The following is a 13,423-nucleotide window of genomic DNA, read 5'->3' on the forward strand; positions in this document are numbered from 1 at the left end:
GGATGATGGACACTCGTTATACATTAGCTGCGCTGTTAGGCGCAGGGATATCGCTATTTAGCCAGCCAAGCATTGCCGCGCCAGTTTCCCCTGACGCTAACCGGCAGATAACAGAGCTGGTCATCGTTGATGGCAGTTTGCCACAACAGCAGCTGTTCCTTGACGCTATCTCTGACAACAACACCATTAAGCTTCACCGGCTTCCTAGCACAGAAAATGCCATTGAATCGCTTGAGCAGATCTTATCTGAATATAGGCAGTTGCACGCACTGCACATTGTTTCCCACGGCGACTCCGGTCAACTGCAGTTGGGTAACACCATCATCGATACCGCGTCATTAACAGCCAACCCACAACTACTACAAAGTATAAAGCGCAGCATCGTGCCTGATGGCGACCTACTTCTTTACGGCTGTAACGTAGCGGCGGGTCAACAGGGAAAGGCATTTATTGAGTTTGTCGCCGAGCAAGCCAATATCGATGTTGCCGCCTCAACCAACCTAACCGGAAACGCGTTATTGGGAGGGGATTGGACGTTGGAGCGGCACTCGGGTCAGGTAGAGCACTTAGTGCGATTCTCGAGCAACTCAATGAACGCCTACTCAAGTGTTTTAGGCACCGAAGACCTGAATAATTTTACGGGTGTAAATACAAACACGCTAACCAGCCCCAGTGGCGACTTTACCGTCACTGGCTATGTAGATGGGGTCCAGCATAACGACTTGGATATTTATGGCGGCAATGCCTACATCAATGACACAACGACCGTCAATAAAGAGGGCTATTTTAAAATTGAAGCTAACCCAGGCGGAAGTTACCCCAGCTTCTCTCTGACAGACGTTTGGTTTCAAGTCTATCAAAACAGACCCATGAACAATGTTCGGGTTAGAGGGATCGATTCCGACGGCAATATCATCGAAACCGTCCCGACATCCACGCCAACAGACGACGGTGGGCAAGACACATTTCGATTTGACGAGGCCGGAGAACTCAGTGGTGCCGACTGGAGGGATCTGGTTAGCTTTGAGGTCTACTTCACACCTTATGAGTCCAATCCTGGCGGCGGTGTCGATGACAACATTGCAACCATGGAGTTTAAATCATTCACCGTCGATACTGCAGCGCCTTCAGACGTCACTGCACCAACCATCAGTGGTGTCACCATCCCAGATTCAGCCCACAAAGTGGGCGATATCGTTACCGCCACCATCAGTGTGACTAGCGACGGCGACAACTACGCCAGCGGTGGCAGCATCTCAGGCACCGTTAATGGCTATACGCTCGGCAGCCTGAGCAAAACCAACGACACCACCTATACCGCCACCTTTACCGTTACTGATGGTGGCACCAATGTTGCAGCCGCCAGCAATGTGCCGGTTAACTTCACTCTCACTGACAGCAGCGGTAACACCAGCAGTGCCTTCACTACGGCCATCACCCAAGCCAGTGATGCCATCTACGCCAATCTGCCCGAGGTCAACCTAACCACCAGCAGCAATTCAATGTCTGAAGACGGCGGCAGTGCGACTCTGACGGCAGCATTAAGCAGCAGAAGCCTCAATAGCCAGTGGCCAGAGAATATTACCGTCAATCTGGCCTATACCGGTACCGCGACCGCCAGCACCGATTACACCAAATCTGACAGCATCACCATCACCGCAGGTAGCAGCAGCAACACAGCCACCGTCACCAGTAGCGCCGATGATCTCTATGATGCCGCGAGCGATGAAACCATCATCGTGGATATCAGTCTCCCGATAGGCATCGAAGGCGCCACCAACCAACAGACCCTGACCATCACCGATGCCGAGTCGGCACCAACAGTCACTCTGTCCGGTGGCAACATCAACATTAATGAAAACGGTGGCAGTGGCGCCATTACCGCCACATTGAGCCACGCCACTTACGAAGGTGTTGTCGTTAACTTGAGCTATAGCGGTTCGGCCACTTACGGCAGTGACTACCAAAATGCCAGCTCCAGCATCACCATTGCAGCGGGCAGTCTCAGTGGAACCGCCGCGACCGGCGTTGCCAGCATTGATGATGCCTCAGCAGAAACCGATGAAACCATCATCATTGATATCGCCTCCGTCAGCGGTGGCGGCGCGACCGAAAGCGGCGCTCAGCAGCGGACTATCACCATTTTGGATGATGAAGACAACACGCCGCCAACCATCACTGGGGTATCCATTCCCAACCTTGCCCACAAGGTTGGCGATACCGTGACGGCAACCATCACCGTAACCAGTGACAGTGATGATTACACCGGTGGCAGCGGTGCGATTTCTGGCACCATCAATGGCTATAACCTGATTGGTTTAAGCAGAGTCGACAACACCACCTACCGCGCCACCTTTACCATTAGCGATGGCGGTATCGATACAGATGCCAGCAATGACATTGCAGTTAACGTCACCCTTACCGACTCCAGCGGAAACACCAGCAGCGCTTACACCACGGCCATCAGCCAGGGCAGTGATGCCATCTACGCCAACCTGCCGGAGGTTGAGCTGACCACCAGCAGCAATTCAATGTCTGAAGACGGCGGCAGTGCAACACTGACGGCAACCTTAAGTGGTAGCCTCAATAGTCAGTGGCCGGTGGCCATCACCGTGGGCCTTGCCTATACCGGCACTGCAACCGCCGATACCGACTACACAAAAGCCGACAGCATCATCGTTGCCAGTGGCGACAGCAGCAACACCGCCACCGTCACCAGCACTCCAGATACTCTCTATGATGCGGCCATCGATGAAACCATTATCGTCGATATCTCTAGCCTCACAGTGGGCACAGAAAGCACAACCAATCAACAAACGATTACCATCACCGATGCCGAAACGGCACCGACCGTTAGCCTATCAACCGCCAAAACCAGCATCGATGAAGATGGCGGCATCAGCGACGGCAGCACCAAGATTACCGCGACCCTAAGCCACGCCACTTACGAAGCAACCACCGTCAGCCTGGCCTACTCAGGCACCGCCACGTCCGGCAGTGACTACGGCACGCCAAGCTCAAGCATTACCATTAATCCCGGCCTACTCACGGCCGATGCCAGTACCGGTCTGCTTGCTACCGACGACAGTGATGGCGAGGGCAATGAAACCATCATCATCGACATCAGCAGCGTCAGTGGCGGCGGAACGACCGAAAACGGCGTTCAGCAGGTCACCGTCACCTTGGTGGATGATGAAGACAGCACACCACCCACCGTCGTTTCTGCTTCTGTGTCTAATATTACCGCCGCAGGGGCGCAGCTCTCCGTCAACTTAGATGAAGATGGCTCAGTACATTACGTCGTGGTTGCCGATGGGGCTAATGCACCAACGGTCGCTCAAACCAAGGCCGGCAACAATTATTCTGGTGTCACTGTCGCAGCCAGCGGTTCCATTTCAACCTCAGCAACTGTAGCCACCACCACCATCAACACCTTACTTGATGGCGTTAACTACGATCTTTACCTCGTTGCCGAGGACAGTGCCAATAACCTGCAACTGCTAACCAGCAAACGAGACTTCAGCACCTTAGACACACTTCCAAACATCAGCAGTATTAGTGTCTCCGGTAGCCCTGCAGCCGACGCCGCCTCGGTTGTATTTGATGTAACGTTCGCCGATAGCGTAAGTGGTGTCAGTATGGATGACTTCGCGCTCACTACCGTTACCGGCAGTAGCTATGAAGCTCCTAGCATTAGCTCAGTCACCGGCAGTGGTGCAACCTGGAATGTGACCGTTGATACCGGAGTTACCGTGGCTGATATCCGCCTGGATCTTAATGCAGCCAGCAATATTGTTGATGAAAGCAATAACACCCCATTGGGGTTCACTTCAGGTGAGATGCACAGTGTTAATACCAACAAGCTGCCAACCATTACCGAAGACAGCGCAGTAGGACCTTACGCCATCGATGAAGACATCAAGACCAATATGGATCTGAGTGGGCTGCTCATCAGTGATGCCAATGACGAACCATTAACATTAACCATGAGCGTCGATCGCGGTTTGTTGTTTACCACCGATGGCAATGGCACGGTAGACGGCGTAACCATTAGCGGAGCCAACGTCAGTGGTAGCACAAGCCTTACCCTTTCAGGAACGCCAACGGCGCTAACCCAGCTGTTTGATGGTTCTCGCTTCTCATTCCAAACCGATAAGGATGACGACAATAACGCCAGCTTGGTATTTTCAGTCTCTGACTTCTTTAATGAGGACGATCAATTAACCGCCACCATCAATGTCACCGCAATTAATGACACTCCTGAGATTGAAGGCACACCAACCACATCATTAACGTCAGGAAATAGCTATAACTTTACCCCAAGTGCCAGTGATGTTGACGGCGACACACCGCTAACCTTTAGCATTACCAATAAGCCTAGTTGGGCAAATTTTGATACCTCTAACGGTGCACTAACAGGACAACCATCCTCTGCAAATCTTGGTACCACAAACAACATCGTGATCTCAGTGTCGGATCCCGGCGGCCTAACCGCGGCACTACCAAGCTTTAACATCACCGTAAACAGCGCCAATAACGCACCGGTTATTTCAGGCTCTCCCGCGCTCACGGTTAGCGAGGACACGCTGTATCAATTTGTGCCTGAAGTTATCGATGCCGACGCTACTGACAGCCACCGTTTCAATATTAGTAACCTACCGAGCTGGGCAAGCTTTGATAGTGCCACTGGTACCCTATCCGGCACCCCAACTAATGATGATGTGGGCATGACTGCAGGCATCGTTATCTCAGTCAGCGACTCCCAAGGTGCCAGCGATAGCCTTGCGCCATTTGACCTTGAAGTGCTCAACGTCAACGATGCGCCCACCATCACGGGTTCACCACTGCTGAGTATTCTTGTTGATGAAGCGTACTCCTTCACCCCTACAGCGACGGACATTGATGCCAATGACACACTGAGCTTTAGCATCTCGAATCAACCGAGCTGGGCGCAGTTTGATCCCAACAGCGGCACGTTGTCAGGCACACCAAGCAAAGAGGATGTCGGCTCCAGCCAAACCATCGTCATTACGGTTACCGATAGTGCCAATGCCAGCGCCAGCTTGCTCGGGTTTATCATCGAAGTAACCAGTGATAACAACGCCCCTATCGCCAATGATGATCTCTTGACTGTTGAGTTCAATGACGAAGGTCTCTACGCCTTGGATGTGCTGGCGAACGACAGCGACCCCGATGGCGACACCTTAACCATTGAGTCAGCAACCACTAATCTAGGAAGCGTTACGCTCAGCAACGATCAGCTGCTTTATCAAGCGGAAGATGAGTACACTGGTAACGTTGAGCTGAGTTATGTCATCAGTGATGGCAATAACGGCAGCGCCAGTGCGCAAGTCATGCTTACTATTGAACGAGATACAACCAATGCACCAATCATAGAGGTTCCTGAGGATGTTTCCGTTGATGCTACTGCGTTGTTTACGCGAGTTGAGCTGGGTACCGCAACAGCGGTGGATCGCAACAACAATCCGCTCCCAGTAACTCAGAAAGAACCCACAAGTCGGTTTGCCCCAGGTGCTCACACCGTTTATTGGCAAGCGGTCGATGGCGATGGAAACGAAGCGGTTGAAGAGCAACGCGTCATGGTTGCACCTTTGATCTCCCTCAGCAAAGACCAAACGGTATTTGAAGGCAATGAAGTGCAAATTGAGGTTGTCCTCAATGGAATGGCACCACAATACCCAGTTAACGTTCCCTACTCCATCAGCGGCAGCGCCGACGACAGTGACCATGATGCCATTGACGGCGAGTTAGTCATTCAACAAGGAGAACGTGGTTACATCAAGTTCAATACCCTTGCTGATAGCATCAATGAGATCGATGAAACCGTCGTGCTAACTCTCTCTGATTCGATTAACCGCGGAGCTAAATACGCCACTACAGTCACCATCTCGGAAGCCAATATTGCTCCTGATTTTGATTACCGAGTCGAGCAATCCGGTGAAGAGCGGCACACTCTGAGCCAGCAAGACGGTGACGTTATCGTTTCGATGACTGCCTATGACGCCAACCCAAGTGATTCGGTCACGGTCACTTGGCAGCATGATCAGCTCGTCGATCTCGATAGTGATGAGCAAGTGTTCCGTTTCGACCCAAGTGAAATGGATGCAAAAACCTATGAGCTCGTCGCCACGGTAACCGACAATGGTTCACCAGCAATGTCGGTGACCAAGAGCATTCTATTCACCATTAAGGCCAACTTAGCAGAGCTAGCCGACGACCAAGACAGCGATGGCGACCTGATACCTGACAGCACTGAGGGCTATGCCGACGACGATGGCGATGGCATCCCTAACTATCAGGACAGCGCCAATATTGTTGGCTGTAACGTGGTACAGGAAACCCTCGCAGATCAAAACCAGTTCTTGGTTGAAGGCGAGCCGGGCACCTGCCTGCGCAAAGGGGTTATCTCCGCCGATAGCCAACAGGGGGGCTTGCAGCTGCAGCTAGAGGAAATCACAACAGTCGATAACGAAGCCGAGATTGTCGGTGGCATCTTTGACTTCGTGGCCTACCAACTGCCAAAAGCTGGGCAGATTTACAACGTGGTGATTCCACAGCGTACGCCAATCCCAACAGGCGCTCTCTATCGTAAATTCATCAACGGCGAATGGTCTGACTTTGTGGTCGATGCCAACAACCAACTGCTAAGTACTCAAGGGGAGGAAGGCTACTGCCCACCTCCAGGTGATGACGTTTGGCAGGTTGGGCTGCAGGAAAACGCTTGGTGTGTGCAGTTGAGCATTCAAGACGGTGGCCCTAACGATGACGATGGTCTGGCTAACGGCACCATTGTTGATCCAGGCGGTGTTGCCGTGCCACTTAACACCAATACCGCTCCCGTCGCCGTCGATGACCTGATGAGCATCGATACCAATGAGTCCATTACCATCATGGTGCTGGACAACGACATCGACGCCGATGGCGACGCCCTGACCATCACATCGGCTCAAGCGGAAATAGGCACAGCCAATGTTACTGACCAAATCAGTATTCACTATACGCCGCAGCCTGATTACATCGGAAAAGACACCGTTACCTACACGGTGACCGACGGAAATGGCGGCACCGCCAGCGCCAAAATTTACATTGAAATAAACGCCGTGGAAGATGAAATCATCTCCAACAAATCGACCGGTTCAGGCTCACTGTCTTGGCTGTTCTTGGGGCTTCTTCTTCTTAGCGTCTACCGTCAAAGGAATGCAACATGCTAACTGTTATCGCCGCTGCGGCGACTTTAATGGCGCCAGCGCCGCAGCTGGCCCTTTTCGAAGGGCAGCAACCAGCGCCTTCAAATGCCGGCACTCATTCCAGCCATCCTCGCTGGAGAGCAGCAATCCACGTTGGTCACAGCAAGCAACAGGGAAGCTCAAACCTCTCTGGCGTTGACCCTAGCAATGTGCTTGGGGTAGATGATGAAAGTGGCAGCTGGGGGGTAACCCTGAACTACTTCTTCAGCCCTGATTGGGCGCTAGAACTGGGATACGTGGATCTTGGTGAGGGCTCCGCAACCCTTAAGGGCAGCACAGAGAATTACCACCAGGCGGTATCCCAAGCAACGCCAGTGCTTGGGGAAGGGGTCACCTTCGGAATTCAATATAGACTGTGGCACACCAAGGCCATTAGCCTAGAACTTGACGGTGGCGCTATCGCTTGGCAAAGCGATCTGAGCAGCCACTTTAATGGCGTCACCATCAAGCATGAGGACGATGGTGTTGATCCCTACGCCAGCATCGCCGCCCATTACCAGCTTGGTGATGGATTTGCTGCCCACATTGGTTATGCTCGTTATTTCCTCAAGCCCAATGACGTCGACAACTTCCGCATCGGGTTTAGTCTGGCGTTTTAGTCGCATTTAAGGTCCAGCGACATAAACAGAGCACAAAAAAAGGCGCCTCGGCGCCTTTTTCTATCAATTAGGGTTACTCTGCCAACGCCGCAATCACAGACACCTCAACCAACAGCTCGGGACGAGCCATGCGCGCTTCCACACACGCCCGTGCTGGAGCATAACCTTCTGGTACCCAAGCATCCCAGACCGCATTCATCTCCGCGAAATCTTTCATATCACGCACATACACAGTGGCAGAGAGAATGTGTTTTCGGCTGCTGCCCGCTTCAGCCAGCAACACATCCACCTTATCCAACATGGTTTGAGTTTGTTCGGTCATGTTCTTAGTAGCATCGGCGCACACCTGACCGCACAGGTAGACGGTGCCATTGTGCTTAACGATGCGGCTCATGCGGGCGCCAGTTTGCAGACGTTCGATAGTCATAGAATTTTCCCCATAAGTAACGGGTGTCACCTCCCATCTAGAGGCAACACAAGACAGTGTAAGAATTTGATGGCAGATAGGGTTGTGCCCTATGGCTTCCCGGGAGGGCTGCTGAATAGGGCTAGTATGGTGCCAAGAGTGCCACCTAGATGCAACTGGCGATATAGCTAACGCTATCCAAATCGGCGGCAAATGGAGGAGAAAGAGTGAGTAAACCCAATAATTCCCCCGATTCGCTTCATGCTCAATGCGCATGCAGGCGACTACCAGCTGCTCTAGCCGCCTGCCCCTGTTAATTAACCTTCATCAACCCTGGCCAGCTCTGCTGATTGATAACCGCAGGATAATCGGGCTCACTGCGGTCTTCAGTAATGTTATACCTAACGTAGGTGTTATCATCTAAAAAGAAATAAGCACGATGATTATCCCATTTATGGGCAGCTACTATCTTGGTGCCTAAGCCTGCCATTCCTGGCCAGCTATCATTGTTCACCGGTTTCGGATACCCCGGGTCAACTTCGTCTCGACTCAGGTCAAAACGCAGATATCGACCATCATTCAAGAAGAAGTAAACCTTATCCCCATTCCACTTTAGGCTAGCACTGATCTCAGTGGCATACGCCCCCAGCCCTGGCCAAGTCTGTTCATTTATTGGCAGGGGATAGCCGTCACGAACCTTATCTAAGATATTGTTATAGTTAATATAGCGTCCGTCATTTAGGAAGAAGTAACTGGTGCCGTCATTTTTCTTAAATGCGGCCGTAATCAGACTTGCCACCGATTCCAGTCCTTTCCAGTTCTGATTATTCACCGGCTTCGGATAACCTGAAAATGCCCTATCGGTCGCCTTAGCGTACGCCACATACTGATCGTCGCTTCGAAAATACTGAGCCCGGGTTGGTCGCCAATCCAACGCCGCATCAATCACTAACCGATTAACACTGATGGCATTAGGCGTGTCGTTTTGCAGCAACACATAGTGATTAACTCCTGGGCGAAATTCGCTGTCCAGCCAAGTTCTTGCGTCACCGGCCACGCTGGCCACCAATTGATTGTCTCGATAGATATCAATTGGCGTAATATCCGCGCTGCTCCAATGAATCCGCCCGTCACTGCTCGCCAGCAACTTACGCGTTCCCATCTCTCCAAGCAGCGGTGTTCCATCTAACTGCCAGCTCGGTAAAAGATCAACTCCTAGGTGCCGCAGTGCGGTCGGCACAATACTGGCTTGGCTCGGGTATCCATACAAACCGTCCAAACTGGCATTGCTTGGCGTTGGTAACGGCTGGCTAAACTCTTGGTTGAGTGGCTGATTGCTAGCGATAAAGATGGTCTTTTCACTCAAGGATTGGCCGCCGTGATGATAGCCAGTGATGGGCTGGCGGCCGTGATCAGTCGTCACCAAGACCAACCAGTTATCTTCCGTTTGCGCCTCTGCTGCATCCAAAATTCGACCTAAGCGCTCATCGGAACGTGCCAATGCCCCGTTGTAGTTGCTGCCAAAGCCACTGCTGTGGCCAGCACCATCAGGTTCATCTAGGTGAACAAATACCAAATCATACTGCTGCTCAATCAGCGCCACCGCATTGTCGGTAACCGCATCATCACTTAAGCCGCTGCGTGTTAAGATGCCGCCATTCAGATCCGCTTTAAAGTAGCAACGGTTAGGCTCTGACCAATTCACAATTGAAGCGATCTTAGCCTGAGGCATCCCCTCTTGAACTCGCTTAAATACACTTGGGTACGCCGGATTTGCCGCCTTACAGCTGTTATCAATAATCTGATGCTTATTCGACCACACGCCGCTCAAAATGGTTGACCAACCAGGGCCACTGACCGTGCTCTGCTGATTCAACTGCCCCAACACACCTCCGGTATAAGCCTTAGATACATGCAATCGCTGAAAATTAGGCAGATTCAATGCCTGCATCTTCTCTAATTGCACCCCATCGATACCGACCAACATCACTTTATTGGCGGCAAGCCCCAGTGGACTAACCAACATCGACGCAGCAAATATCGCCCGTTTCAAAACCTTATTCAAAATAACACTCCCCTGTCATCACTGGTCTAATCCAGATTAAAAATCCATCAGTAACATCAGCAGCATTTATGAATTTACGGTGCCATTCTCATTGCTTTCCGATGACATTTTTATTAATGAGGAATACCACCAACATCATCAATGTCGATATATCACAGAGCATTCAGCCAAATGTTCATTTCAAATATCTGTCAACTGTTTGTCATTTACCTGCTCTAGCATCCCCTCTCAAATTTGGTCTATACCAATAACTCAAGAGACGAACCATGGATAAGGTAAAACACGCATTACTCATTGCCACTGGACTGTATTCTGGAATCGCCAGTGCCAGTAGCACCGTCACCGGGACACTGACTCACAATGGGTTGCCGATTTCCGGTGCAACCGTAAGCATCGCCGACGCGACAACCCAAACCCAGGCCGATGGCCAATTTCTACTTAATGTCGCTCAACCGGGCAGTCTCACTCTGCATTGGTCACATCCTCAATACGTCAGCAGCACGCAAAGTGTTACCGCCATTGAGGGGCAAATGGTCAATGTTGGAGCACTCAGCCTGACTGAAATGCCTGAGCGAATTCAGGTTCTGGGCAACATAACTCGAGGAGAGGCAAGCTCCTTGCTACTGCAGAAACAGGCGAAAAGTATTAAAAATTGGGTGTCAGCCGATGGCATCGGTAAACTGCCAGACCGTAACGCCGCCGAAGCGGTGGCTCGCATCCCAGGAGTCTCCATCGAGCGCGATCAGGGCGAAGGCCGTTTCGTGGCTATTCGAGGCCTACCAAGTCAGTGGAACTCGGCCACCATTAATGGTGATCGTCTGCCTACCGCCGAAGAGGAGACAACCAGTCGAGCTACCGCTTTCGATTTCTTCCCTTCCGAGTTGATTGAATACGTCGAGGTCTCCAAGGCGCTCACTCCAGATATGGAGGGTGATGCTATCGGTGGCAGCGTCAATTTCATCACCAAAAATGCTCCCACCGAACGCATGCTCAGTGTTTCAGCAGGCTATGGTGATGCCGAGCAAGCTCAAGACAATGCCTACAACGTTAACCTGCTGTTTGGCGATCGAATCGGCGATCGCTTTGGTTATTTGATCAACGGAACCGTGTGGGAGCGAGGCTGGGGCACCGATAACTACGAACCCCGCCGTGGTGGTGACAGCAAAGGAATTAAACGCCTTGAATTGCGTGATTACACCGGTGAACGCACCACTTATGGTGTTAACGTTTCTGCGGAGTATGAACTGGATGGTAGTTCCGTCTACGCCCGCTACCTCTATGGCACCTTAGAGGATGATGAGCGCCACTTTAAACACCGCTATCGTTTCGATAAAGATCGAGTTGAACTGCAACACATTCACAATGAACTGATCACCGAGATGCACAGCGCCGAAATCGGCGGCGATTGGGAATTTGGCGACGGCTTACTCGACTGGAAACTGGCCACCTACGTCAATGAGTTCCGCTACGGTGACGTCCCCAATGGCCAAGACAACTCTTACTTTGTGGCCCGGTTCGACCAAACCGATGTCGGATATCAAGGACTTGGCTGCAGCGATGCCAGTTTTGGCTGTGCTGACAACTTGGCTTACAACACCATTGATGGCGGCAGCGATCCTTGGGATGCCATCAGCACCCACCTGCCAAGTGACTTTGCCATGGTGCCCAGCCAAACCAAACTCAAGTACATCGAACTGTATAAGATCCACGTTGAGGAGAAGGACAAACTTGTCGCGCAACTGAACTACCGCCAGCCCCTAAGCGACCAACTGGAACTGAAACTCGGGCTAAAATACCGCGACAAGGAGCGCCGTGCTCGCTACGCCGACGAGTTCTACACTTGGGATGAAAGCAAAGGCCCCACTCCTACCCTAGCGGACTTTGCCTTAATCGATCAGCCCGGACGCAGTGACTTCCTCGACCAACTCGACATCGATTATTCGACTCAGTTCTCGCAAGTGGTGCCACTGGACGTCATCGCCGACTTCTGGACTCAGAACCGCGACAACTTTGTGCTCGACACCGACGAGTCCATCAGCATTAATCTGGGCCGAGGCTTAGGCCGAAACTTCGATCTTAATGAAACTCATCAATCGGTTTACGGCATGTTGACCTACGAAGGCTGGGACAACTGGATTGTTCTCGGCGGGGTACGAGCCACTCGCACCGACACCGAAGTGCATGGCTATGCCTACCAGGCGGACACTCAAACACTGAGTCGAGCCACCGGCAACAAAGACTATTGGTCAATCTTGCCGTCTTTGCACCTAACCTATCAGTTCAGTGATGACACCAACTTTCGTCTAGCACTCACTCGTAGTTTTGCCCGCCCCGATTTTGGCCAAATTTCACCGGGCACCACCTACAGTGAAGCCGACAACGAGTTAGTCGGCGGCAATCCCGACCTAGACCCAACCTACGCCAATAACATCGATCTCCTGTTCGAGCATTTCTTTGATGAGGTAGGAGTCTTTGCCGCCGGTGTATTCTACAAAGACATCCAAGACCCCATTTTCACCAGCACTCGAAAGGGCGAATACCTAGGCCAAACTGGAGTGACCATCATGCGTCCAGACAATGGTGATGACGCTTGGCTGGCGGGGATGGAGCTTACCTATAACTCCAGTTTTGAGTTTCTGTCTCCGGCGCTGTCGCACTTTGGCTTCATGACCAATGCCACCATTACCGATTCTCAGATGACAATCCCCGAGCGAGATAAAAAGGTGAACATTCCACGGCAAGCGGATCTGCTCTACAACGCCTCCCTCTACTTCGACAACAAAACCGCGTCCGTACGCTTAGCCTACAACTTTAAGGATGAGTACATCGAAGAGCACGGAAGCAGTGATGCAACAGACCGCTACTACGGCGAATACGCCAGCCTTGATTTCAGCGCAACCTATCAGATCAACGACGCCATCTTGCTGTATCTAGAGGCCAACAACCTCACCGATGAGCCTCTGCATTACTACCTTGGTGATGAAGACCGACCACTGCAGGTTGAGTATTACGGAGCCAAGGCAATGGTGGGCTTTAAAGGCAACTTCTAACCCTCTTTGGCTGCCTGAGCTCTGATCTCCCGGAT

The 13,423-nt window shown here is 51.9% G+C and carries 5 protein-coding genes; 3 read left to right on the plus strand and 2 right to left on the minus strand.

Going from position 1 to position 13,423, the window contains the following annotated elements:
* Nucleotides 1-2: 2 nt before the first annotated feature.
* Nucleotides 3-7,232 carry a DUF4347 domain-containing protein gene (locus tag FCL42_RS05695; RefSeq protein WP_136862432.1) on the plus strand — a complete coding sequence of 2,410 codons (7,230 nt, stop codon included), beginning with the start codon at nucleotides 3-5 and terminating at the stop codon, nucleotides 7,230-7,232.
* A complete protein-coding gene (locus tag FCL42_RS05700) occupies nucleotides 7,226-7,867 on the plus strand; it encodes a porin family protein (RefSeq protein WP_136862433.1) in 642 nt (213 codons plus the stop codon). The genes FCL42_RS05695 and FCL42_RS05700 overlap by 7 nt, the downstream gene beginning before the upstream one ends.
* 73 nt (nucleotides 7,868-7,940) lie before the next feature.
* On the opposite strand, the gene FCL42_RS05705 is transcribed toward FCL42_RS05700, so the two are convergent.
* Nucleotides 7,941-8,294, minus strand: a complete 354-nt coding sequence (locus tag FCL42_RS05705; protein WP_136862434.1) for a RidA family protein — start codon at nucleotides 8,292-8,294, stop codon at nucleotides 7,941-7,943.
* Nucleotides 8,295-8,586: 292 nt separating this feature from the next.
* Nucleotides 8,587-10,338: an alkaline phosphatase family protein gene (locus FCL42_RS05710; protein ID WP_205729230.1), complete on the minus strand. Its 1,752-nt coding sequence runs from the start codon at nucleotides 10,336-10,338 to the stop codon at nucleotides 8,587-8,589.
* Nucleotides 10,339-10,604: 266 nt separating this feature from the next.
* Here FCL42_RS05710 and FCL42_RS05715 point away from each other — a divergent pair, with 266 nt between their 5' ends.
* Complete coding sequence (locus FCL42_RS05715; RefSeq protein WP_136862435.1) at nucleotides 10,605-13,388, plus strand: TonB-dependent receptor; 2,784 nt, start codon at nucleotides 10,605-10,607, stop codon at nucleotides 13,386-13,388.
* Nucleotides 13,389-13,423: the final 35 nt, after the last annotated feature.

The organism is Ferrimonas aestuarii, assembly GCF_005116665.1.
Lineage (GTDB): Bacteria > Pseudomonadota > Gammaproteobacteria > Enterobacterales > Shewanellaceae > Ferrimonas > Ferrimonas aestuarii.

Coding starts and splice junctions, on each gene's coding strand:
- FCL42_RS05705 (WP_136862434.1), bottom strand. CDS start 8,294: ATGACTATCGAACGTCTGCAAACTGGCGCCCGCATGAGCCGCATCGTT.
- FCL42_RS05715 (WP_136862435.1), top strand. CDS start 10,605: ATGGATAAGGTAAAACACGCATTACTCATTGCCACTGGACTGTATTCT.
- FCL42_RS05700 (WP_136862433.1), top strand. CDS start 7,226: ATGCTAACTGTTATCGCCGCTGCGGCGACTTTAATGGCGCCAGCGCCG.
- FCL42_RS05695 (WP_136862432.1), top strand. CDS start 3: ATGATGGACACTCGTTATACATTAGCTGCGCTGTTAGGCGCAGGGATA.